A 24224-nucleotide genomic window follows, 5' to 3' on the forward strand; every position below is an offset into this window, starting at 1 on the left:
CGCGGCGCTCGGCGCGGGCGGCGCGGACGGCGCGCTCCGGCCCCTGCCCCGCGGCGACGCGGGGCGTTGACACGCGTCGGGCTTTCGGGTTTTGACTCCCGGCGGTGGGCGTTCGACCTAGGGCGAGCCGGCCGGGAAACCGCCGGACGGGTGGCGACGGCGCGCAGGGCTCGCCGCCGCGCGAGCCGCCGTCGACCCGGAAGGCGACCCCCGCGCGGCGCTCGCGCGGCGCGGGGCAGCGCTCGCCGGCGTCGCGGCGCCCTGCCCAGCCCCGGGCCGGGCGCGGGCGCGCGCTGCTCCTCGGGCTCGCGGGCGTGGTCATGGCGGCGTGCGCCGCGCTCCTCGCGCTGGTGTTCGGCTTCGGGCGCGCGAGGGCGCCGGACCGGGGGCGCGTCGTGGAGATCAACTGGCCGGGCGGGCTCGACGCGGGCGAGGCCGCCGCGCTCCTCGCGGCCGAGGGGCTCGTCGAGAGCGAGCGCGCCATGGCGCTCTACCTCGGCGCGACCGGCGGCACCGAGGCGTTCGTGCCGGGCCCTCACCTGCTCTTCGAGGGCGCGACGCCGCGGGAGCTGCGGCAGCTGCTCACGCGCGCGGAGGGGCGCCCCACGGCGAAGCTCACGATCCCCGAGGGCTTCAGCCGCTTCGACATCGCCGCCCGGCTGGAGAAGCTGCGCATCGCCGGCCGGAAGACGTTCCTCGCGGCCACCACCGACGGCGCGTTCCTCGACGCGCTCGGCATCGAGCGCGGCGGCGCCGTGGGCGCGGAGAGCGCGGAGGGATACCTCTTCCCGGCAACGTACGAGCTCGCGCTGGACTCCGACGCGCGCGACGTGGCGCGGCGCCTCGTCGCCGAGTCCGACCGGCGGTGGAGCGCGCTCGCGGCGCAGAGCAAGGACGGGCTCGCGGCGCTCCAGGCGACGCTCGGCTGGGGTCGCCGCGAGGTGCTCACGCTGGCCTCCATCATCGAGAAGGAGGCGGTCGTCGAGGAGGAGCGGCCGCTCATCGCGAGCGTGTTCCTGAACCGGCTCCTCGATCCGAGCTTCCGCTCTCGCAAGCTGCAGTCCGACGCGACAGCGCTCTACGGCTGCGTCGCCTGGCCCGAGGAGGCGCCGTCGTGCGCCGAGTGGAGCGGCAAGGCCACGCCCGCCGTGGTGCGGGATCCGAGGAACCGCTACAGCACCTACGCGCACCCGGGGCTGCCGCCCGGGCCGATCGCCAACCCTGGGGCGCCGTCGATCGCGGCCGTGCTGGCGCCCGCGGCGACGAAGTACCTCTATTTCGTGGCCGCGGGCGGCGGTCGCCATCGCTTCAGCGAGAGCCTGGACGACCACAACGACGCCGTGCAAAAGCGCCGCGACGCGACGGCGCCCTAGGCGCGGGCGGCGCGACACGGCAGCTCTCCTGCGCGAGGCGGCGCCCTCGGGCACCGACGCGGAGCCCGTCCAGAGCGAGCCGTCGAACGAGACGAGCCCGTCCAGGGGATAGCGCAGCTGCGCGCTCGGACGGGCTCATCCACGCGGTGCCCTTGCGTTCCGAGCCGCCGGGGACGAGAGAGAGCGCTGCGGCGCGGAATGGGGGGACGTTTCATGGGACAGGCAGTCCGATTCCACGAGACCGGCAGACCGGAAGTCCTGCGCTGCGAAGACGCCGTCGTCGGCAGCCCGGGCCCCGGCCAAGCGCGGGTCCGGCACGTCGCGGTGGGGCTCAACTTCGCCGATACCTACTTTCGCGCCGGGGTCTATCCCGTCCCGCTTCCCAGCGGCATCGGGGTCGAGGCCTCCGGCGTGGTCGATGCCGTCGGCGAGGGCGTCACGAACGTCGCGCCGGGCGACCGGGTGACGTACACCGGCTTCCTGGACACGCTCGGGGCGTACTGCACCGAGCGGATCGTCCTCGCGGCGCCGCTGATCCGGCTGCCAGAGGGCATCGGCCACGAGACGGCCGCTGCGATGACCATGCGGGGCCTCACGTCGGCGTACCTGATGCGCCGCATCTGGCCCTTGAAGGCCGGCGACAGCATCCTGCTGCACGCGGCGGCGGGCGGCGTGGGCCTGATCGTCTCGCAGTGGGCAAAGCTCCTCGGGCTCACGGTGATCGGCGCGGTGTCGACCGAGGCCAAGGGGGAGATCGCCCGCGCCCACGGCGCCGATCACGTCCTCATTTATGGCCGCGGCGACGTGGCCAGGCGCGTGCGCGATCTGACGGGCGGGGCCGGCGTGACGGTCGCCTATGACGGCGTCGGCAAGGACACGTTCGCCGGGTCGCTCGGCTCGCTGAAGCGGCGCGGCCTGCTCGTGTGCCTGGGCGCGGCCTCGGGCCCGGTGCCGCCGCTCGACGTGGCGCTGCTGGGGGCCAAAGGATCGGTGTTCGTCACCCGCCCGGCGCTCGCCGACTACATCGCCGATCCCGAGGAGAAGAGAGCGCTCGCAGGCGAGCTGTTCGACCACGTCGCCGCGGGGCGGATCCGGATCGAGATCAACCAGCGCTACAGGCTGGAGGACGCGGCGCAGGCGCACCGGGATCTCGAGTCGCGCAAGACGACGGGCTCGTCGATCTTCGTCGTGTAGCGCGTGTTGGGGCCGCAGATCGCCGCGCCGACGCCAACGCATCCAGGAGGACCGGACATGACAAGCTCAGCAACCGCCGGCTCGGGCGCCGTCCGCGCGGTGACGCGCGGATCTAGCAGCCCGCCGGAGCACTACGAGAACTCCTATCATTGCGACGCTACATGGCGCGAAGCGCCGCCGATGGGCTGCGTCCTGCGCTGCGTCGAGACACCGGACGTCGGCGGCGACACCATCTGGGTCAACATGGTCGAGGCGTACCGACGGCTGCCCGAGCACATCAAGCGGCAGATCGCCGGGCTGCGCGCCAGGCACAGCATGGAGGCCACCTTCGGCGCCGCCCTGCCGATGGCGAAGCGCCATGCGCTCGAGGCCAGCTATCCCGATGCGGAGCATCCGGTGGTGCGTACCCACCCGGAGACCGGCGAAAAAGTCCTGTTCGTCAACAGCTTCACGACGCATTTCGTCAACTTCCACACGCCGGACAACGTCCGCGTCGGCCAGGACTTCGCGCCCGGGGCGAGCCACCTGCTGAGCTACCTGATCAGCCAGGCGGCGATCCCCGAGGTTCATGTCCGCTTCCGCTGGAGGAAGAACAGCGTCGCGCTCCGGGACAACCGCTGCACCCAGCACTACGCGGTCCAGGATTACTGGCCTGCGGTGCGCAAGATGGAGCGCGCCGGGATCGTCGGCGACCAGCCCTACTGACCACCCCTCGGATCCACGAGAGATCAGGGCGCCTTTCCTCTGGTCGCCTCGGTCCTGGTCGCGCCGCGCCCCGCTTCCTGGATCTGCGCGCGCCGCGGTGTAGATTCGCGCGCCATCATGCGCCGTCCCGCTCCGTTCCTCCTCACGCTCTCCGCTCCCCTCGCCTTCGCGGCCGCTACCGCCGGCTGCTCGCCCCGCGCCGCGCCCCCGGCCGAAGTGACGCAGGCCGCCTCCGCGACCGCCGCTCCGTCCGCTCCCCCCGACCCCGCCGCCTCGGCCTCGAGCGCTGCTCCCACCGCCAGCGCCGCGCCCGCCGCCAGCGCCGCGCCCGCCGCCGAGACGACGGTCGCCGCCGCCAGCGCCGCGCCCGCCGCCAGCGCCGCGCCCGATGCGGCGGCGCCAGCCGACGCCGGGCCGCTCCCGAAGGTCAAGGTCGCCAACATCGGCATGCACATCGGCGGCGGCCCGCACGACGACTTCACCAAGGAGCCGATCAAGCGCTCGGTCGCGCCCCACTTCGACGAGCTCCGCCGCTGCTTCGCGCTCGCCGAGGACCCGACCAAGGGCGGCGACTTCGGCATCGATCTCCGCATCGAGAAGGACGGCGGCAAGGCCGAGGTGCGCAAGCCGCGGACGGCGCTCAAGGGCCAGGCGTTCACGAAGTGCGTGGTCGGCGTCTTCGAGCAGATCGACTTCCTGAAGCCGAGGCGAGGCGCCACCGTGGTGAGCTACTCGCTCCGGTTCACCCCGTGACAGGGCCTCGGCTCACCCGTGGCGCCCGAGGTTCGGCAGCGACCCGCGCGAGGCCTCGACCGCCGTCTCGCCGGCGCGGTCGAGCGCGTACTTGAAGAGGATCGGGCCGAACACCTCGTTCAGCGCCACGCACCCGACGACGAGCGCGCGGAAGCCGGCGCCGAGGCTCGGGAACGCGCGCTCGATGGTCAGGCTGATCCCGAGCGTCAGCCCGGCCTGCGAGACCAGCCCGCACCACGACCACCGCCGCAAGAGCGGCGGATCGTCCGCCAGCCGGTTGCCGATGCGGTTCGCGACCCACGTCACCAGGGCGCGCGAGACGCCGAAGAGCAGCGCGACAGGCCACATCTGCCGCAAGAGGGGCAGGTCGAGGTGCGCGCCGGCCGTCGCGAAGAACAGCACGAACACCACGCTCGCGGCGTCCTCGACCGCGTGCACCAGCTTCTCGCCCTGCTTCGACAGGTTCGCGACGACGAAGCCGGCCACCACGAACACGAGCAGCGCGTCGAAGCGGAGGTACCGCAGCACCTCCGTCGCGCCGAAGCCGAGCGCCACGAACACGAGGATGAGCTGGCGGCCGATGAGCCGCATGTAGGCCGCGAGCGCGAGGCCGAGCGTCGTGCCGATCGAGATGCTCCCCAGGATCTCGCGGCCGAGCAGCTCGATCTCGTGCATCGACATCGTCGCGCCCGGCTCGATGAGCGGCCGCACCGTGGAGAGCGCGACCGCCGTCACGACGATGACGATGATGTCCGACGTCATCACGAACGCGAGCGTGTGCATCGCGACGGGGCCGGTCGCGCGCGTCTGGGAGAGGATCCCGAGCACGGCCGAGGGGCTGCGGGTCACCGCGATGACGCCCCACAGGACGGCCACGCCGAACGCCGCCGTGGTCGAGAGCTCGGCCGCGAACGGCACCAGCGAGCGCGCCGCGTAGAAGACGCCCGTCATCACCACGAAGACGAGCGCCGTCTGGACGAGGTTGTGCAGGAGGATGCTCTTCAGGCTCTTCTTGACGATGTCGATCCGCAGCTCGGCGCCGCCCGCGAGCGCGATGAGCGCCAGCGCCAGCGCGTTGACCCGCGAGATCTCCTCCACGGCGTGGTGGTCGACGAGCTTCAAGACGTGCGGGCCGGCGACGATGCCCGCGAAGATGTAGCCCGAGATGTGCGGCAGGCGGAGCGGCTCGACGAGCTCGCTCGCGAGCGTGCCCGCGAGCAGGAGGAAGCCGATCGAAGCGACCGCCCCTGCGGGCCCGTGCTCGTGAGGGACCGCGCGCGTCGTGGCGTAGAGCAGCCCGAACAGGATCACGAGCGCGACGGCGTGCGTGAGGTGGTTCAGCGGCCCCTTGGGGGCCGACCCGTGGTGGCGCGCGGAGGGCGCGCCCTGCTGCTCGGCGGGCGCGACCGGATCGGCCGGCGCGGCCGATCCGGCGGGCTCGACGTCAGGGAGTGCTGCGGCGCTCACGGTGACACCTCTTCATTCCTCATCCCTCCCCCACGCGGCGCCGCGGGCGACGGCGGGCCGCCTCCCTCGCCGGGCGCGGCGCCGCGCCCGGCGCGGGCCAGGCCGCGGCCGAAGAAGAGCGACTCCCGCTCGGGCGCGGCGAGCTCGCCGGCCTTGCGGAGCGTGGCGCGAAGCGCCTGCGGCCCGACGAGCTCGCCGAACACGGCCGCGGCCGCCGCGGCGAAGAGGACGGTGTGCCCGACCGGGCCCGGAAAGCGCAGCGCGAAGGCGAGGCCGACGCTCATCGCCACCGCGCCGGACGAGAGCAGCCCGAGGCCGAGCCACGGCGACGTCTCGCGCGCGTCGGGCGACACGACGCGGAAGACGAGCCCGGTCGCGAGCTTGCCCACGAGCCTCGCCCCGAGCGCGATCGCCACGATCCAGGGCAGGAACGGCGCCGCCTTCGGGTTCACGTGCGCGCCCGCGAGCAGGAGCGCCGGCAGGATGACCGGCCGCTCGGTCGGCGCGACCATGGCGACGATCTCGTCGCGGTGCCGCGACAAGGCGGCGATCGTCACGCCCATCGCGAACGCCGCGAACAGCGGCGACAGGCCGACCCGGGCGCTCGTGCCCATCGTCAGCAGCGAGGCCCCGAGCAGCACGCCCCAGCTCTGGATGAGGCGGAAATCGCTCCCGAGGAGCACGACCGCGATGAGCCCGAGCACCACGCCGATGAGCGCCGTCACGACCGTCCACCCCCAGAACGGGATCGGCCACTGGGCCGTCGCCTGCGGGACGAGCGCGAACGCGCCGCCCATCATGAGCAGCGGGCCGAGATCGTCGCAGTCGGCGATGTCGGCGATGAGGTCCGAGAGCTTGCCGCTCGCGCTGTATCGCTGCGTGACCCACAGCACCGCGTGCCGCGTCGTCTCGGCGGAGACGGCGCCCACGCCCGCCGCGAGCAGCACGCGGTCGCCGCGATCGAGCGAGGGAGCGACGTGGGCCGCCGCGAACCAGACCGCGGCGGCCACCGCGCCGCCGGTCAGGAGGCTCATGAGCACGCAGAGCGCCATCCGGGACGGCCGCACGCGGCGGCTGCCGACGAAGCCGAAGTCGAGGCCGACGACCACCGCGAGCCAGCCGAGCGCGACGCCCGCCACGGGCTCGAACGCGGCGAGCGACGAGGGCTCGAGCAGCCCGAGCGCCGAGGGCCCCAGCACGAAGCCGAGCACGACGTACTCGGCGCCGGAAGGGAGGCCGATGCCCCGGAGCACGCGGCCGCTGACGAGCGAGCTGCCGAGGTACGACAGCACGAGGAGCCCCATCAGGAGCCATACGGCGTTCACGAGGCGGCGCTCCGGTCGACCGGCGCGGGCGCGGGCGCGGGCGCGGCGCGCCGCGCGCCGACGGAGGACGCCGGCGCGCGCCCGAGCGGGATGTCCGCGGCGACGAGGGCCTGCGCCACCGCGGTGAGCCAGCGGCTGCGCACGTCGTCGCCGTCGCAGGCCATCGTGGCCCGGAAATGAGCGCCCCCCTCGTCGATCGCGACGAGCGCGGCGCGGGCGCGGCTGCCGAGGCCCGAGCCCGTCTTCAGGAGCAGCTCGCGCACCCGATCGAGATCGGCGGCGGGGTCGACGCTGATCTCGACGGCCACGACCGGAGGGCGGCCGCGGATGCGCGTCGGGTGGAACAGGCTGAGCAGGTGCGGCACGCGCACGACGCAGCCGTCCTCGTCCTCGAGGCGCGCCTCGAACAGCGTCAGCTCGCGGACCCGCCCGGCGCGGCCGCCCACGTCGGCGATGTCGCCGACGCGCAGGCGCCGCCCGTAGATGACCGAGAGGCCGACGGCCGCCGACGCGATGAGCGGCGTGCTGGCGAGCCCGGCCGCCGCGAGCACGACGAAGCCGATCCGCGTGAACGCCCCCTCGTCGGTGCCGGTGATGAGCGGGGCCGCGAGGAGCAGCGCGGCCACGAGGATGCCGAAGCGGACAAGGACGCCGGTGGCGACCGCGAGATCGGACGGGAGCCACCCGAGCGACGTCTCACCCCGGCCCACGCTCCCGAAGAACAGCCCCACGAAGCGGATGAGGACGATGACCGCGAGCGTCGCGAGGATCGCGAGCACGAGCACCGGGACGCTCCGCGCGATGCGCCCCATGAGCTCCGACATGGGCGCGAGCACGAAGCCGGTGAGCTTCTCGCTGGTGCCGCGCGTGGAGGCGAACAAGGAGAGGGCGAAGAGGATCCAGATGTAGGCGATGCCCAGCCGGACGAGGACGCCGGCGGCGCCGAGCGCGACCGAGAGCGCGCCCTGCGACGCGGCGGGCCGGAGCATCTCGATGCCGCGGACGTGCAGCGCCGGGAGCCGCTCCGGGTGCTCGGCGACCCAGGCGCGCCCTCGCTCGACGAGCTCGCCGACCTTGCGGAGCAGGAGCAGCGCGATCAGCCCCGAGAAGACGAGCAGCGAGAACGAGAAGACGCTCGTCGCGAGGCGGCTCCTGCTGTGCTCCTTGGCGAGGACGTCGCGCACCGTGCCGGCGACCGCGGCGGCGTGGGCCGCGACCGTGGTGTGGCCTGCCGCCGCCGCGTCCTCGGGGCCGACGTGGACGAGCGGGCGGTCGCCGACGTAGACGACCGCCACGCCGTCCTGCTCGTCGACGCGGACCTCCGGGACCGCCTTCTCCTGGGCGGCGCGCTCCAGCACGCGCGCCGCCTCACGGGCGCGCTCCGGAGGAGAGAGGCTGCCCCGGTGCACGCGGAGGGCGAAGACCGTCCTGCCGAGCAGCTCGACGCGCGCCTCGGGCTGCTCGACCACGGGAGGCGAAGGCTGGGGGTCGGGAGCCGCCGGCTCGCCCTGGTCAGGGGCGGGGGCTGGCGGCCCGACCGGCGCGGATGCCGGCGCGACCGGCGCAGGCCGCGGCGCGGGAGGCCGCGGGACCGGGGCGGGCGCCAGCACGACCTGCGCAGACGCCGGAGGGGCCTCCGCGGGCGGTGGCAAGACCTGTACGAGCGGCGGCTGGACCGAAGAATCCGGCGGGGGCGCGAGCTGCGAGGGCACGGGCGCGGCCTGCGACGGCGCGGACGCGGCCTGCGCCGCCGCAGACGCGGCCTGCGCCGACACGGCCCGCGACGGCGCGGACGCGGCCTGCGCCGCCGCGGACGCGGCCTGCGCCGACGCGGCCCGCGACGGCGCGGACGCGGCCTGCGAGGGCGCGGACCCGGCCTGCGACGGCGCGGACGCGGCCTGCGACGGCGCGGCCTGCGCCGGCCCGGCGAAAACAGCGCCAGCGGGAGCGAGGAGGCCGGCAAGCGCGACCAGGAGCGCGGAGAACAGCCGCTGCACCCAGGCACTCTCGGCCGGAGGCAGGCCGCCGGTCAAGCGGCGCAGGACGCGAAACGGCCTCGGCAGGCAGCCCGCGAGCCACGCGTCGTCGCTTCCAGGCGATCACGCGCGCTCGAGTCCGCCCGGAATCCTCGATCCCCGCGCTCGCTCGACGATCGATCGCCTTGCCGCCGAGGCACGGCGCTGGCAGGGCGCCCGCGTGGCAAGGACCAACAGATCGGTGGCCCCGTCGCTGCTCGTCGGCGACATCGGAGGCACCAACACCCGGCTCGCGCTCTACGGCGGCTCCGGCGGCCGCCCCCTCTCCGAGGCCGTCTTCCGCAGCCGCGACCACGCGAGCTTCGAGGAGATCGCCCTCCCGTTCCTCGTGCGCAGCGACGCCCCCCACCCCGCCGTCGCCGTGCTCGGCGTCGCGGGCCCCATCAAGGACCAGGTCGCAACCGTCACGAACCTGCCCTGGCGCCTCGCGGAGCGCGAGCTGTCGCGCCGGCTCAAGATCGCGCGCGTGCTCCTCGCGAACGACCTCGTCGTCGGCGCCACGGGCTGCCTGCACGTCGCCCGCGCGTCCATCGAGCCGCTCACGGAGCGCAGGCCGCGGCCGAAGGGAAACAACGTGGCCGTCATCGCCGCCGGCACGGGGCTCGGCGAGGCCCGGCTCCTCTGGAATGGCGCCCGCCACGTCACGCTCCCGACCGAGGGAGGTCACGCCGACTTTGCCGCGCGCTCCGCGGTCGAGGCCGAGCTGTGGCAGTTCCTCGCCGAGCGCCACCCGGACCACGTGAGCTACGAGCGGGTCCTCTCGGGCGACGGGCTCGGCGCCCTCTTCGACTTCTTCGCCCGCGCCGCCCGCGTGCCGCGCGCGATCGAGCGCCGCCTCGCCGAGGGCGACCGCAACGCGGCGATCGCCGAGCTCGGGCTCGCCCGCGCGTTCCGGCCCGCCGCGCGCGCGGTCGACCTGTTCGTCGAGATCTACGGCGCCGAGGCCGGCAACCTCGCCCTGCGCGAGCTCGCGCTCGGCGGGGTCTTCGTCCTCGGGAACATCGCGAGGAACCTCGTCCCCCAGAGGCGCGAGCTGTTCATGAAGTCCTTCGTGAAGAAGGGGCGCCTCACGCCGCTCCTCGAGGAGGTGCCCGTCGCGGTGGTCACCGATCCCCTGGTCGGCGTGCGGGGCGCGCTCGCCGTCGCCAGAGAGCTCGCCGCCGCGGAGCAGCCCCGGGCCCGCCCGGCGGCCCGGAGGTCCTGACGCCCCGTGTCCTCGTGCCCACGACGGAGGGTTGGAGTCGCGCGCGCGACTCCATGCCTCCTATCGAGTCGGCGCCGGCGGTCCATGGCGGATGAGCGCCAGTTCGCCCCGAGGTGCCGAGAGGCCATATCGCGCGGCGCCGCGTCGTGGCAGGCAGGCTCCGAGCAGGAGCGGACGAGCTCCTCGCGCTCGGCCTCACGCCTGGCCCCAGGCTTGGCCTCTGGCTTGAAGCTTGAATCGAGCGGCCGCGCGCGGCCTCGCGGCGTTGACACGTTGGTGCCATGGTGCTTTAAGACCGACACACCTGACGCTCGTACAGTCGGGGGAAAGAGAAAAGAAGGTCACGTCATGGCAACTTCGGTCGTTCTACCTGATGGGAAGGTCCTCGCGCTCGAGGATGGCAACACAGCGTTCGACGCCGCCCGGGCCATCTCGCCGAGGCTCGCCGAGGTCGTCGTCGTCGCGCGCGTCGACGGGGAGATCCAGGACCTCCGCGTGCCCCTCCGGGACGGCGCGAAGCTGGAGTTGCTGAAGGCCGATACGCCCGAGGGCAGGGACACGATCAACCACTCGGCCGAGCACCTCATGGCGACGGCCGTGCTGCGGCTGTTCCCGGGCGCCAAGGTCACGATGGGCCCGAAGAGCCATGGTGACGAGTTCTATTACGACTTCGACATTGCCGGCCGAACCTTCACCCCTTCCGACCTCGAGATGATCGAGGCCGAGGTGAAGAAGCTCATCGCGGAGAAGATCAAGTTCGAGTGGCAGCTCGTCGCCAAGAACAACGCGCTGGACGTCTTCGAGGGGTACGGGCAAAAGAACGAATACAAGACGGAGATCCTGTCCTGGATCCCCGATGACAGCGTATCGATCTACCGCTGCGGCGAGTTCGTGGATATCTGCCGCGGCCCGCACCTGCCCCACGCGGGGTTCATCAAGGGGTTCAAGATCACGTCGTCCTCGGCGGCCTACTGGCGCGCCGACGCCACGAAGCAGTCGCTCCAGCGCGTGCGCGGCGTGGCCTTCCCCAACAAGGACGACCTCGACAAGTACGTGCGCCGCCTGGAGGAGGCGAAGAAGCGCGACCACAGGACGCTCGGGCGGGATCTCGAGCTCTACCTCGTCTCCGAGCGCTACGACACCCACGCGTACTCCGAGAAGGACGAGATCGATCTCTACGTCGGCGTGGACGCGGAGGCGCCCCTCGACCGCGCGCTCGTGGAGCACACCCTCGGCGCCGCGGCCTCGGCGTTCCCCGGGCGGACGCTCCGGCGAACGGTGAAGTTCGGCGAGGCGCCGAAGGCGCCTCCGGGCGGCGCGGGCGGCGGCGACGAGGCGCGCCCGCGCCTGCAGGTCCGGCTCCGCGGCGCGGCGGCGCCGGAGTCGAAGAGCGCCTTCAAGGCCGCGGTGAGCGCCCGGAAGGACGCCGACATCGAGGTGCACTTCGAGCCGCACTTCGTCGAGGAGATCGGGGCCGGCCTCGTCATGTGGCTCCCGAAGGGCGGGCTCCTGCGCACCATCATCGAGGACCAGTGGCGCAAGATGCACCTCGAGGAGGGCTACGACATCGTCTACTCGCCGCACATCGCCAAGGCGGACCTGTGGAAGACCTCGGGCCACTGGGACTTCTACCGGGAGGGGATGTTCTCCCCCATGTCGGTCGACGGCCACGATTACTGCTGCAAGCCGATGAATTGCCCGTTTCACATCCTCATGGTCAAGAGCCGGACGCGGAGCTACCGCGAGTTCCCGATGCGCCTCGCGGAGCTCGGGACCGTGTACCGGTACGAGGCCGCGGGCGTCATGCACGGCCTGATGCGCGTGCGGGGGTTCACCCAGGACGACGCGCACCTGTTCTGCCGCGCGGACCAGGTCGAGCAGGAGATCCACCGCGTGCTTCGCTTCATCCTGAAGATGCTCCGCACGTTCGGGTTCGAGCAGTTCGACATCAACCTCTCGACACGGCCGGAGAAGTACGTCGGCGGCCTGGAGGACTGGGCCAAGGCCGAACACACCCTCGAGGGGGCCCTCAAGACCCTCGGCCTCGAGTACCAGGTGGACCCCGGCGGCGGCGCGTTCTACGGGCCGAAGATCGATATCAAGCTGGTCGATGCGCTCGACCGTAGATGGCAGTGCTCGACGCTCCAGTACGACTTCAACAACCCCGAGCGCTTCACGCTCGGGTTCGTGAACGCCAAGGGAGAGCTCGAGCAACCGATCATGCTCCACCGGGCGCTCCTCGGCTCGATCGAGCGGTTCATCGGCGTGCTCCTGGAGCACCACGCGGGCGCCCTGCCGGCGTGGCTCTCACCGGAGCAGGCGCGCGTCGTCACGGTATCGGACAAGCACAACGACCACGCCGAGCAGGTCACCCAGGCGCTGCGCGCTCACGGCATCCGGGCGAGCTTCGTCCGGAGCTCGGAGAAGCTCGGCGCGAAGATCCGCGAAGCGCAGGTCGAGAAGATCCCCCACATGCTGGTCATCGGCGACAAGGAGGTGGAGGCGAAGGGCGCCACTGTCCGGCTGCGTGACGGGAGCGACCGCGGCTTCATGAAGACCGAGGCGCTCGCCGAGTTCTTGCGCGAGCAGTGCGCGATCCCCGTCGTGACGTGACGTTCACCCGCGGCGCCGTGGGGCCCTTCTCCAGGGCCCCCGGCGTCAGGCGGCCTCGGCTGCCCGCTTGAGATCCGCCGCTCGGAGCTGCGCCACGAACGCGAGGCCGAGCGCAACGAATGCCAGGCCGAGGACGAAGGCGAAGCGGAGACCCCGCGCGAGATCCGTGGGCGCGACGCCCTCCGTATCTCCGATGAGCGCGCCCATGAGCGTGACGCCGAGGCCGCCGCCGAGGCTGCGCGCGAACATGAGGACCGCCGTGAGCGCGCCGAGCTCCTGCCGGGGCGTGCACTCCTGAGCGCCCACGAGCAGGCTCAAGATGATGGCGCCCATCCCTGTCCCGGCGACGAAGCCGCACGCGCCGATCAAGGCGAGGGGCGCTCCGGTGAACGCGACGAACCCGGCGAACGCCGCGACGAGGAGCCCGGCGCCAAGCCGCGCGAGCCGCGGCACGCCGAGCCGCGGCAGGATCGCGCCGAGGCTCATCGATGCAAGGGTCCACCCGAGCACCATCGGGGTGAGCAGCAGACCGGCCGCGGTCGCCCCTGTGCGAGCAACGCCTTGAGCATAGAGGGGGAGATAAGACACCGTTCCAAAGAAGGCCGCGCCGGCCAGGAAATTGCCGATCACCGCGACCCGCGGGAGCCGAGCCTGCAAGAGGCGCAACGGCAGGAGCGGCGCGGGGTGCCGGCTCTCGATGCGCAGCGCCCAGGCGAGCACGGCGACGCTGGCGACCAGGAAGGGCCAGTTGCGCGTCTCGAGGCCCCATACGAGCGCGCCGCTGCCCGCGGTGAACAGAGCGGCCCCCGCGAGATCGATGGGGGCCGCCTTCTCGGGGATCGGCGACTCTTCGAGGAATCGCCCCACGAAGGCCGCGCCGATCAGGCCGAAGGGCATGTTGAGGTAGAAGACCCACCGCCAGCTCGCATGATCGACGAGCAAGCCCCCCACGAGGGGGCCGATGAGCCCTGACAAGCCCCAGACACCGCTCAACATGCCCTGGATCCGGGAGCGCTCCTTGAGCGGATAGAGCTCACCGACGATGGCGAAGGTCAACGTGCCGAGCGCCCCCGCGCCGAGGCCTTGCACCGCGCGCCCCGCGATGAGCGTCAGCATGGAGCCCGCCGCGCCGGACAGCGCGGAGCCGGCGAGGAAGAGGAACACGCCGAACAGGTAGAGCCTACGCCGTCCGAGCCGGTCCGAGGCGCGTCCCCACAGCGGGCTCGTCACGGTCATCGACAGCATGTAGACGGCGAACGGCAGTGCGTACCAGGCATGGCCGCCCAGCTCGCCGATGACGGTCGGCATCGCAGTGGCCACGACGGTCGACTCGAGGGCGGCAAGGAATAACCCGAGTGCCAGACCGACGGTTGTGAGAGTACGAGACGATGCGCTCATCCAAGAAACCTGCTTTCCCTTCGTTTCAAGCCAGAGTCGCCAGCATCAGCCGACGAGAAACTCGCTCGTGAGGAATGGGCTCATCTTGAGGGACGTCTCCAGCCATTCCCGGTACGGGTCGCTCCCCTTCACGATTCCACTGCCAGCGTACACATGAATATCGTTCCCGCTCATCTTCGCAGTGCGGATCGCGAGCGCAAATTTTGCGCTATCGTCCAGAGTGAAATAACCGAAAGCCCCCGTATAGAAGCCGCGATCGATTTTCTCGTAGGCGCGAATGCGTTGCCCACTCAATGCGATGGGCTTACCCCAGATCGTCGCCGGGGGATACACCGCGGAGAGCGCGCCGAACACGTTCATGTCCGGCTTGACCGTTCCGGTGATGGTGCTCTTGAGGTGCTGGACGTAGCCGAGATCGATGACGTTGCGAGACTCGACCCGCTTGATCGACCCAGGCACGCACACCGCGCTCAGGTTCTCATGGAACATCCTGGCGGCCGTCTCGTGCTCTTCCGTCTCCTTCGCGTCGCGGAGGAGCTCCTCGCGGTACCGGCTGCTCTTCTCCCTCGCGTCGGAGCCCTTTCGCGTGCCTGCCAGAGGCTCGACGATGATGTCGTCGCCCTCCTTGATGAGGAGCGTCTCTGGCGATACACCGACCCAGGACTCTCCGCCTCTCCAGCGGAAGACGTATTCATACTTCTTGCCGCGCGCGGGGGCGGTCAGCCGGAGCAGCAGGACGGGCGAGATCTTCGCCTGGAGCGTGAGACGGACCTCACGCCCGATGACGACCTTGTCCGCGGCTTCACCCGAGAGCTCGCGGATCAGGCCGACGAGCGCGTCGACATACTCGCGGCACTCGGGGATCAGCTGGCGCTTCGCCACACGCGGGTTGGCCGACAGGCTGAACTCGTAAGGGAAGGTCACGAGCCGCGCCCCGACGTCGTGGAGCTCGTCGCTCTCGAAGTGGGTGAAGCTGCACTCGCCCGCGGCCAACCGACACGCGACGCGTGGGATCGTGAAGACGAGCGCCTCGCCGGGCCTCGTGGGATCGATGCCGCACCGCCATCCACCGAGCAAGAGGGTCGACGGCGGCAGTCCGTGGTGGCGCGCAAGGAAAGGCCTGATCTCGTCGACGAAGGCCGCGACGGCCCTGAACAGCTGCTCGTGAAAATCGGCCTCATGGTCGATCTTGCACGAGCACTCGCGTTCGACCGTCTCCCCGTTCACGAGCCGCAGCTCGAGGGCGTCGCCTGCGTTGTGGCATTCGATCGAGAGCTCGCTCCCGACGGCTACGATCGACGTCGTCCCCTCCTCGGAGGTGTGGCTGAAGAGCCCGAGGAACTCGTCGGCGAAGGCCGGGTATCGCGCCTCCAGCGCTTGGGCCACGGCGGACGCGTAGACGTCGACCGTCACCTCCGGGTGCGGGTTGTCGAACGTGATGACACGGGTCGTCTTCATTGGGTCCTCGCGCATACGTGGGCGACCTTGCTGCAAACCTGGAGCGTCTTCTCGAATAGCCGCCCGCCCTCGGCGGCCGCGGGGTCGCGCTCGTCAGCGTCCCCTCCCGCGAGGGCCCTGCGCGAGGACTCGATGTGCAGCCCTCCGAGCCGGCTCCCCTCGGCCATGTGCGCGGATGCGGTCCTCTCGACCTCGGCGCTCACTTCCGCCATCGCCGCCTCGAACGACCGCGCCCTCGAGTCCGCGTGCACCGGCGCCGACATCCAGACGACGGGGGCGTGAGCGCCCTGAAACACCCGGACAAACTCCCGCAACGGTTCGAGCTGGCTCCCGAGGCTGGTCATCACGACGATCTTCCCCGCCTCCTTCCTCGGGTTGAGGGCCATGTAGATGGAGAGCAGCTCCGACGCGGAGAGCTCCGGCCCGACGCGGACGCCGATCGGGTTGTCCACGCCGCGAAGGAACTCGAGATAAGCGCTCCCGGCGCGAAGGTGCTCGGCCGCGAGCCACAGGAGGTGCGCGCTCGCAGCGTGATAGCTGGCCGTCGACGAGCACCTCCGCACGAGCGCCTCCTCGAAGAGCAGGTTGGCCACCTGATGCGAGGTGAAGACCCGGAGCCCGCACTGGCGCATGGTCGCCAGCGTCGCCTGCGCAGCCTCGTAGGCCCACAACATCCTCCTCGCGTCGGGCGTCCGGCCCCACGGGTGTGGCGACGGATCGTTCACCATCTCCCCGTAGTAGCTCGTGACCGACACGCCATCGACGATCTCCGTCGCGCGGAGGGGAGTTTGCGCGTAGCTCCCCGCCGCGAGCGCGATGGAGATCACCGGCTTGTCGAGCATGAAGCCCACATAGTTGCTCATCGAGCCGAGCGTCGCCATGCGCGCGCGGACGTTACGCGGGCTCGACTCCCTGAACCGCTCGTCGGTGTCGCCCATCTGCAGGACGAACGCTCGTCCTTCGGCCACGGCCCCGAGCTCCGCCTTGAGGCGGCGCACCTCCTCGGCGCCCACGAGGCCCGGGAGCTCCGAGAGCCGCCCGGTCACCGCTGCGACCTCCTGGCCGGCGTAGGGCGGCACGCAGCGCTGTTCCATGGTTCGCCAACCCTGCGGTCGCCAATACTCTTGCTCGCGGCGCTGAAGATTGTTCATTTCCACTTGTGCCCTCTCTACGGTGATCTCAACCAAGGGTGGCGCCGCCGTCCACGACGAGATCGTGCATCGTGATGTGGCGCGCCTCGTCCGAGAGGAGAAACGCGACCCCTCGCGCGATGTCGTCTGGCTCGGCGACACGGCCCAGCGGGATGCCGACGCGATAACGGCCCGGATCGCCCTCGATGAGCCGTCGATGCGACTCCGCGGAGTCCCCGGTGAGCACGCGGAGCATGGGCGTATCGGTCGAGCCAGGAGAGACGGTGTTGCAGCGGATGCCGTGCCTGGCCAGCTCGAGCCCCATGCACCGCGTGAGCATCGTGACCGCTGCCTTCGAGGCGCAGTAGGCCGCCATGCCGACGCGCGGGGTGTTCGCGGCGTTGGATGCGACCGTGACGATCACGCCCGATCTCCGCGGCAGCATGCGCCGCGCGGCGGCCTGCGAGACGAAGAAGACGCCGCTCGTGTTGACGTCGAAGGTCTCCTTCCAGCTCTCGGGGGTGGCCGCCTCGAACGCGGCCGGCACGAGGATCCCAGCTGCGTTGACGACACCGTCGAGCGGGCGCGCCTCATCGGCGACCGCCACGACGGCTTCCACCTCCGAGGGGACACGGATGTCGACGCGGCGCGGCTCCACGGCGCGCTCGCGCTGGTTCAATTCGGCCGCGAGCGCCTGCAGGGCGTCGCCCTTCACGTCGACGACGTGGACGAAGGCCCCCTGCGCGACGAGCAGGCGCGTGACCGCGGCCCCGATGCCCTGCGCAGCCCCGGTCACCAAGAAGGACTTGTTCTCGAATCTAGGCTTCATCGAATGTGTCACGGTTTCGTGCCTCCCCGCTCCTCTCCGGGCGGCCAGCTCGGGCCGCGGGCGGGCCTCAGCGGACGAGGTCCCACCACTCGTCGAGGCTCCGCCGCTCCGCGAGCTCCACGAACCCCACGCGGGCGCCCATCTTGCGCCACTTCTCCGCGAGCACGAGGAGGCGGACCGAGTCGACGCCAGCGTCGAACGGATCGCCGATCCTCGCCGCTTCTTCCGCGCTCACGCGCAGCACCTCAGCCACGTCGGCGAGGAACCGGTCGCGCGTGAGGCTGCTTCCACCGAGCTCCGGCTTCAAGACGCGCCTCCCAGCTGCTCCAGGAGCTCAGCGGTGGTCGACACCTTCCCTGAGCAGCTCGCGATCTGGGTCAGCGCCATGCGGTGATGCTCGAGCGAGAAGTCTGCGAGCGCGTCCGCGGCGACGAACGGCTGGACGCCGGCCATGAAGGCGTCGAGCGCCGTCGCCTGGCAGCCGATGTGCGCATAGACGCCGCAGATGATGAGCTGTCCCCGGCCCAATCGCTTGAGCATCTCCAGCAGCTCGCTCTGCTTGAACGCGCTGTAACGGTGCTTGACGATCATGTGGTCGCCAGGCGACGGCTCCAGCCCGCGGACGATGCTCCGGGCCTCCCCGTCTTCCGGCATGCCGGGCCCCCAGAAATCCAGGAGCAGCCCGCGCTCGGCCTTGCTCTGGCCCCCCGGCTGCGCGGTGTAGAACACCGGGATGTCGCGGAGCTTGCACGCCCTCCGGATCGCGTGGATCTGTGCGACCAGCGCGCCGGTGAACGCCGCCGATTCATACGGCTTGAGGAAGTAGTTCTGCATATCATGAATCAGCAGAGCTACGCCCGCCGGCTCGACCCTCCAGGAGTGCGGAGCGCGGGCGAAATCGACCACGGTGGGTACGTCATAGGACTTGATTCTCGGGATTCCCATATCGTCCTCAAGGCAACGCAGCGGCAGAGCCGCCGTGCTGCTTCCTAAGTTCCTTCCTGTCGATCTTCCCGACGGTCGTCTTCGGCAGCGACGGCACGAACCTGACCTGGTCGGGCACCTTGTACGCCGCTACGCCGCGTCCGCGCACGAAGGCCCTTATCTGCGCGGCGGTCAGCTCGCCCCCCGGGTCTGCGACGACGAACGCACACGACGCTTCGCCAAGGTAGACGTCCGGTATCGAGACGATCGCCGCCTCCCGTACGCGCGGGTGCGCGAGGAGGTGCCCCTCGACCTCCTCCGCCGCGATCTTCTCGCCGCCGCGGTTCACCTGGTCCTTCGAGCGCCCGGCGACGACGAGGTAGCCGTCGGCCCGCCGCGCGACGATATCGCCCGTCCGATAGAAGCCGTCGGCCGTGAAGGCCCGCGCGTTGTGCTCCTCGGCGTTGAGGTAGCCGCGGATCGTGTAGGGCCCACGGACGAGGAGCTCGCCCGGGGTGCCGTCCGGGACCGGCTGATCGTCCTGGTCGACGATGCGCACCTCGTCGTCCACGGAGATGGGCCGCCCCTGCGTGTTCAGCACCCTCTCGGAGAGGTCACCGAGCCGCGTGTAGCAGACGAGCCCCTCGGACATGCCATAGACCTGCTGCAGCTGGCACCCGAGCGAGGATTCCAGGCGAGCAGCCATCTCCGCGCCGAGCTTGGCGCCGCCCACCTGGAGGAATCGCAGGCTCGACAGATCGCACGTCCGCTCGGCGTGGAGCCAGGCCAGCGCGAGGCTAGGGACGAGGGCCGCGAACGTGACCTTCTCTCGCTCGATGAGGGAGAACGCGGTCGCTCCGCTCGGATCGGTCGTCATGACGACCCGGCCCCCCGCGCACAGCGTTCCCAGGATGCCCGGCGAGCTCAGGGTGAAATTGTGACCGGCCGGCAGGGCGCACAGATAGACGCTCTCGGGCGTGAGCCCGCAGATCTCGGCGCTCGCCCTGACGCTGTACAGGTAGTCGTCGTGGGTGCGCGCGATGAGCTTCGGCAGGGCGGTGCTGCCGCCAGAGAGCGTGACGAGCGCGGGGTCGCTGCCTGCCCGCTCCGGCCGCTCGTTTGGGCGCCCATAGAGGGTCTCGAAAGGAACGAACGCCCCCGGGTCTCCGACCACGATGACCCGTTCGACCCGGGGGATCCGCGAGACGACCTCCTCGGCGATCTTTCGGTAGTCGAAGCCGAGCGCCTTGTCCCGGATCACATAGGCCTTCGCGCCCGATATCTGGAAGATATGGGTGATCTCCGAGATCCGATCCGACGGGAGGGCGAAGACGGGGATCGCTCCCAGCCGGAAGAGCGCGAAGATCACCTCGACGAACTGGACAGTGTTGGGGAGCTGGACGACGACGCGATCGCCTGGCGAGAGCCCCAGCGCCGCCAACCCGTCGGCCAACCGGTCCGCCCTCGCGTCAAGCTCCGCGTACGTGAGGTTCACCGGCCCGTCCGTGACGGCCACACGGTCCGGCACGCTTCGCGCGACCCTCCTCAGCATTCCGCCGAGCGTCTCGCCGGTCCAGTACCCCTTGGCGCGGTAGGCCGCAGTGAACGACTCGGGCCACCTCGGAAACTCGAATGCATCGCTCACGACAGCCCTCCTTGAGGCGCGAGAGCCTCCATACATGCCTCCCGCGACGCGGGGCCGAGCTCGACGCGCCACCCGACAGGTATCTCGGCGAACTGCGGCCACAGCGAGCGCTGGCCTTTCTCGTTGGCGAGCAGCCAGAACGAGCTGTCGGCCTCGTCGAAGGGGTTATAGAACGGCCGCAGCTTGCGCGGCGCGCGACCGCCTCTCAACGAGGCGTGGGCGAGGAGCCGCCTCTCCAGGATCTCCGCCAGCGCGGCGGCGCGATCCGTCACGAAATAGTGACCGCCTCCCTCGATGACGGACAGGCTCACCTGCTCGGAGAACGCTCGCCAATCGAGGTAGCGGGCCTGATAGCCCTCGGTCAGCGGATCGCTGTCGCCGACGACGACGTGGATAGGCGCCGCGAGGCGCTGCGGCGAGCTCGCCCTCGTCGCGAAGAACGTCGCCGTCTCCATCGAGTCGTGCTTCGTCATGTCGGCGATGGCCGCGAGGGTGTCCTCGTCCAGCACGTCCTTGAACCCACCGAGGCTGCGCAGGAACGTGATGATGTCGCGCCCCGTCCGTCCGGATACGCCAGACAGGACCGCCTGGGGATCGTCATCTGGCAGCATCGCGCCGATCACGAGCTCCACGAGCTCTGCGCCGGCGCTCTCCAGCTTGCTCGCGACGGCCAGGGCGATCGCGTTCCCAGCGCAATGCCCGTAGACGGCGATCGGCCCCTTGATGCTCGCCATGACCTCGTTCACGACCCCGTCCGCGACCGCGTCGATGCTCAGGAGCTCCTCGCCGGGTCGCGTGGGATCATGACCGGGCAAGTTGACCGACCAGCACGCGACAGATCCGGGGAGGCCCTCGGCGAGCTGCCTGAACGCGAGCGCGTTGCCGCCGGCGAAGGGCACGCACAGCAGGTTGATCCCGGCGTCGCCGGCGCCGCGGCCGAAGGCGTGGAGGAAGCTCCCCTGCTTCTGCTCGGCGGCGTCTCCGCCCGCGCGCAGGAAGTCCGCGCAAGCGCGCGGCGTGGGATCCTTGAAGAGGGTCATCACGGGCATACCCAGGGTGCGGCACACGCGGATCGCCTTGATCGAGTCGCCTCCGAGCTCGAAGAAGTTGTCGTCGATGCCGAGCCGCTCGACCCCGAGGTGGCCGCGCCAGACCTCGATGACGCGCTCGTCGAGGGCGTCACGAGCGGGCTCAACGCGACGTTCCGAGGTGACCTTGATCTCGGGGAGCGCTCGCCGATCGACCTTCCCATTCTGATTGAACGGCAGCGCGGCGAGGACCCCGATGGCGTGCGGAACCATGTAGGGCGGCAGCCGCTCGCGCAGGTAATCCCGAAGCGAGTCTGCGTCGACCGCGCGTGGAGACGCGGCGTCCGTGGCCGGAACCACGTGCGCGACCAGCTTCGGATCGCCGAACGTGTCGACTTGCACGGACGCGACGGCATCCGAGATGGCCGGGTGGTCGCGCAGGTGCGATTCGATCTCGCCGAGCTCGATCCGATAGCCTCGCACTTTCACCTGCTGGTCGCTCCGGCCCACGTACTCGAGCAAGCCGTCTTCGTGCAAGACCGCGACATCGCCGCTTCGGTACATGCGTGACCCAGGAGGGCCATAGGGGTCGGCGACGAACCTGACGGCGTCGAGGTCGGGTCGGTTCAGGTAACCTGGCGCGAGCCCCTCGCCGGCGACGTACATCTCACCGTAGCCGCCGATGGGCACGGGGCGCAGCGCGTCGTCGAGCACCATGACGCGCAGATCGTCGTACGCCCTGCCGATGAAGCTCCCGCTCTCGGCCAACACCTGCGACCTCGTGACGAACTGATACGTCACATTGATGGTCGTCTCGGTGATGCCGTACATGTTCAGGAGCTTCGGCTTGCCCTCCTCGTGGCGGCTGAACCAGGGCTTGAGGCGACCGAGATCCAGTGCCTCGCCACCGAAGCACTGATATCGGAGGCTGAGCTGCGACGCGAGCTCCGGGCGATCCTCCTCGGCTTCCATGAGACGATAGAATGCCGACGGGATCTGCCCGAACACCGTCACCTTCTCCTTGACGATGAGCTCGAGCAGCGCCTCGGGGGCGCGCGCGATCTCGGGCGGGACCATGACGAGCCGCGCCCCGTGCAGCAGCGCTCCCCAGATCTCCCAGACCGACGCGTCGAAGACGTAGGAGAAGCACTGCGTCCAGACGTCGTCACACCGGTACTCGAACCACCGATCGGTGGTCTTGAACAGCCGTACGACGTTGTGATGCGTGATCTTGACGCCCTTGGGCTTGCCGGTAGAGCCGGACGTATAGATGATGTAGGCCAGGTCGTCGGCAGACGGACTCCCCGCCGCGCGCCTCCACGGCGTGAGACCGGCGGTCGCTGGCCGCGCCGACGCGAGCTTGTCCGGCTCGATGACCAGCGTCTTGAAGGGCGACGATCCCAGCTTGCGCATGTTGTACGCGTCGGCCAGGAGGAGGACAGGCTGCGTGTCGGCCAGGATCGCGTCGATGCGTCCGGAGGGCGCGTCAGGGTCGATTGGCACGTAGGCGGCGCCGACCTTGAACGCCGCGAGGATGGCGACGATCGTCTCGACAGACCGCTCGATCAGCAGGGCGATCCGCGGGTTGCCGACGAAATCGGCGGCGTCCGCCATGGCGCTCGCCAGCCGGTTGGCCCGGGCGTCGAGCTCCGCGTAAGTGATGTGCTCGTCGCCGAAGGTGAGCGCGACGGCCTCGGGCGCCTCGATCGCTCGCCGCTCGAACGCGCCGATCAGCGTCCCGGTCTCCACGCCGCCCGCCGCTCGCGCCGCGCCGGCCGCCGGCTTCGGTGCGAAGAAGAAGCGGCGCTCTTCCGAGGTGAACGCGTCGAGGCGCCCCACCGGCGTGTCGACGCCCTCGGCGAACCGCTCGAGGAACTCCAGGAAGCGGGCGATGTTGAGGCGCAGCTCCTCCTCGCGATAGAGCGCCGGATTGGCCATGCCGATGAGGCGCAGTCCCTCGCCTTCGGCCCCGGGCTGAACGAGGAACGACAGGTCATCGGCCGGTCCGGCGCTCAGCATCTCCGGCGCTCCCCGTTGTCCGCCGAAGTCCAGGTCCGACGTGAAGAGGTCGACGTTGATCTGAGGCCCCGTCAGGCGGCGATCCTCCCCGAGGAGGTTGCAATCGCGGCGGACGTCCTCCGCCCGATACCGCTGGTGGAGGCGCATCTGCGAGAGCTCGCCTGAAACGCTGGCGAGCACGTCGCGCACCGTATCACCCGGCCGGACCCGGACGTGCAGGGGAAGCACGTTCGCCATGGTCGAAGGAATCCTCGTCGCGATCGAGCCGAGGCGATTGAGGAAGGGGATCCCGAGCACCACCTGCTGCCGGCCGCTCACCCGGCTCAGGAACACGCCGAAGGCAGCGATGAGCACCGGAACCCAGTGGGCGGATGCTCCCTCGGCCATGCGCTGTAGCCTCGCCACCGTCTGCTGCGGTATGCTTGCGTCGCACCGCAGGAAGCTCCTCGACGGCAGCGCGACCTCGCTGGTGAAGCTCGCGACGTCGGTCCCCCGGGAGCACTTGCCGCGCCAGTACGCTCGGTCCCGCCGGTGCGCGTCCGATCCCTGATACGCCTGCTCACTCTCGATGAGGGCAGCGAGAGGACCGAACGGCGTAGGCGAGATCTCCTTTCCGCTGGCGAGGCACGAGTAGAGCTCGGCGACGCGCTTGAAGAACATCGACATCGCGAAGCCGTCGAGCGCGATGTGATGCGACTTGAAGTACCACCACGAGCGGCGCTCTCCGAGCAGGAAGAGGCGCGTCGAGAACAGGCGGCCGCTGCCGAGGTCGATCCGGGCGGCGAGATCCCGCTCCATCCAGGCCCTGGCCTCCGCCTCCGGCGAGGGATGAGCTCGCAGGTCGCTCAGGGGACAGTCGAAGGCGAGCTCGGGCTCGATCACCTGGACCGGAGCGCCTTGCTCGTCCCCGTCGATCTCGCGAAACCGAGCGCGCAGGACGTCTGCCTCGTTCACGGCCCGGGCGAGGGCGCGCAAGAGGGTGGAATGGTCGAGCGTCCCCTCGACGGCGATGACGCTCGCGACATTGTATGCTGCGCTCTCGGGATCGAGCTGGTGGCCCAGCCAGATCGGCTGCTGGGCTGGGGAAAGCGGTAGTACGCGGGCAACCTGAGACATTCTTCCG

The 24224-nt window shown here is 70.8% G+C and carries 16 protein-coding genes and 1 pseudogene; 6 read left to right on the forward strand and 11 right to left on the reverse strand.

Annotation, left to right across the window (positions count from 1 at the left end):
- Positions 1 to 104 precede the first annotated feature (104 nt).
- The 4 genes and pseudogenes from mltG to WME73_RS24310 all read left to right on the forward strand — a co-directional run bounded on the left by mltG (position 105) and on the right by WME73_RS24310 (position 4025).
- Positions 105 to 1373, forward strand: coding sequence for an endolytic transglycosylase MltG (gene mltG / locus WME73_RS24295; RefSeq protein WP_437917212.1), 1269 nt, complete (start codon positions 105 to 107; stop codon positions 1371 to 1373).
- Positions 1374 to 1586: 213 nt separating this feature from the next.
- Positions 1587 to 2567 carry a quinone oxidoreductase family protein gene (locus WME73_RS24300; RefSeq protein WP_437917213.1) on the forward strand — a complete coding sequence of 327 codons (981 nt, stop codon included), beginning with the start codon at positions 1587 to 1589 and terminating at the stop codon, positions 2565 to 2567.
- Positions 2568 to 2600: 33 nt separating this feature from the next.
- A pseudogene (locus WME73_RS24305) lies at positions 2601 to 3272 on the forward strand (TauD/TfdA dioxygenase family protein); the annotation flags it as partial.
- Positions 3273 to 3389: 117 nt separating this feature from the next.
- Positions 3390 to 4025: a hypothetical protein gene (locus WME73_RS24310; RefSeq protein WP_437917214.1), complete on the forward strand. Its 636-nt coding sequence runs from the start codon at positions 3390 to 3392 to the stop codon at positions 4023 to 4025.
- 12 nt (positions 4026 to 4037) lie between these two features.
- Here WME73_RS24310 and WME73_RS24315 read toward each other — a convergent pair whose 3' ends face one another.
- The 3 genes from WME73_RS24315 to WME73_RS24325 are packed head-to-tail and all read right to left on the reverse strand — an operon-like array spanning position 4038 to position 8814.
- A complete protein-coding gene (locus tag WME73_RS24315; RefSeq protein ID WP_437917215.1) occupies positions 4038 to 5492 on the reverse strand; it encodes a cation:proton antiporter in 1455 nt (484 codons plus the stop codon).
- The gene (locus WME73_RS24320) at positions 5489 to 6817 is read right to left on the reverse strand and encodes a cation:proton antiporter (protein ID WP_437917216.1); all 1329 of its coding nucleotides are present in this window, start codon (positions 6815 to 6817) and stop codon (positions 5489 to 5491) included. The genes WME73_RS24315 and WME73_RS24320 overlap by 4 nt, the downstream gene beginning before the upstream one ends.
- Positions 6814 to 8814, reverse strand: coding sequence for a mechanosensitive ion channel domain-containing protein (locus WME73_RS24325; protein WP_437917217.1), 2001 nt, complete (start codon positions 8812 to 8814; stop codon positions 6814 to 6816). The genes WME73_RS24320 and WME73_RS24325 overlap by 4 nt, the downstream gene beginning before the upstream one ends.
- 199 nt (positions 8815 to 9013) lie before the next feature.
- Here WME73_RS24325 and WME73_RS24330 point away from each other — a divergent pair, with 199 nt between their 5' ends.
- Positions 9014 to 10057, forward strand: a complete 1044-nt coding sequence (locus WME73_RS24330) for a glucokinase (RefSeq protein WP_437747767.1) — start codon at positions 9014 to 9016, stop codon at positions 10055 to 10057.
- 348 nt (positions 10058 to 10405) lie between these two features.
- Positions 10406 to 12670: a threonine--tRNA ligase gene (thrS, locus tag WME73_RS24335; RefSeq protein WP_437917219.1), complete on the forward strand. Its 2265-nt coding sequence runs from the start codon at positions 10406 to 10408 to the stop codon at positions 12668 to 12670.
- A gap of 45 nt (positions 12671 to 12715) precedes the next feature.
- Here thrS and WME73_RS24340 read toward each other — a convergent pair whose 3' ends face one another.
- The 8 genes from WME73_RS24340 to WME73_RS24375 form a co-directional block, all read right to left on the reverse strand.
- Positions 12716 to 13990 (reverse strand): MFS transporter, encoded by a 1275-nt coding sequence (locus WME73_RS24340; RefSeq protein WP_437917220.1) that lies wholly within the window; start codon positions 13988 to 13990, stop codon positions 12716 to 12718.
- A gap of 123 nt (positions 13991 to 14113) precedes the next feature.
- Positions 14114 to 15526, reverse strand: coding sequence for a chorismate-binding protein (locus WME73_RS24345; RefSeq protein WP_437747770.1), 1413 nt, complete (start codon positions 15524 to 15526; stop codon positions 14114 to 14116).
- Complete coding sequence (locus WME73_RS24350) at positions 15523 to 16677, reverse strand: 3-deoxy-7-phosphoheptulonate synthase (RefSeq protein ID WP_437917221.1); 1155 nt, start codon at positions 16675 to 16677, stop codon at positions 15523 to 15525. Before WME73_RS24350 ends, WME73_RS24345 begins: the two co-directional genes overlap by 4 nt.
- 28 nt (positions 16678 to 16705) lie before the next feature.
- On the reverse strand, positions 16706 to 17485 hold the full coding sequence (locus WME73_RS24355) for a 2,3-dihydro-2,3-dihydroxybenzoate dehydrogenase (protein ID WP_437747772.1): 780 nt from the start codon (positions 17483 to 17485) through the stop codon (positions 16706 to 16708).
- 67 nt (positions 17486 to 17552) lie between these two features.
- Positions 17553 to 17792, reverse strand: a complete 240-nt coding sequence (locus WME73_RS24360; protein ID WP_437747773.1) for a phosphopantetheine-binding protein — start codon at positions 17790 to 17792, stop codon at positions 17553 to 17555.
- Entirely contained in the window at positions 17789 to 18430 is a 642-nt protein-coding gene (locus tag WME73_RS24365; protein ID WP_437917222.1) for an isochorismatase family protein, read from the reverse strand. Before WME73_RS24365 ends, WME73_RS24360 begins: the two co-directional genes overlap by 4 nt.
- 7 nt (positions 18431 to 18437) lie before the next feature.
- The gene (locus WME73_RS24370; RefSeq protein WP_437917223.1) at positions 18438 to 20054 is read right to left on the reverse strand and encodes a (2,3-dihydroxybenzoyl)adenylate synthase; all 1617 of its coding nucleotides are present in this window, start codon (positions 20052 to 20054) and stop codon (positions 18438 to 18440) included.
- A complete protein-coding gene (locus WME73_RS24375; protein ID WP_437917225.1) occupies positions 20051 to 24217 on the reverse strand; it encodes an amino acid adenylation domain-containing protein in 4167 nt (1388 codons plus the stop codon). The genes WME73_RS24370 and WME73_RS24375 overlap by 4 nt, the downstream gene beginning before the upstream one ends.
- Between the last annotated feature and the right edge of the window lie 7 nt (positions 24218 to 24224).

Origin of the sequence: Sorangium sp. So ce302 (genome assembly GCF_051530145.1) — a bacterium.
Lineage (GTDB): Bacteria > Myxococcota_A > Polyangia > Polyangiales > Polyangiaceae > Sorangium > Sorangium cellulosum_B.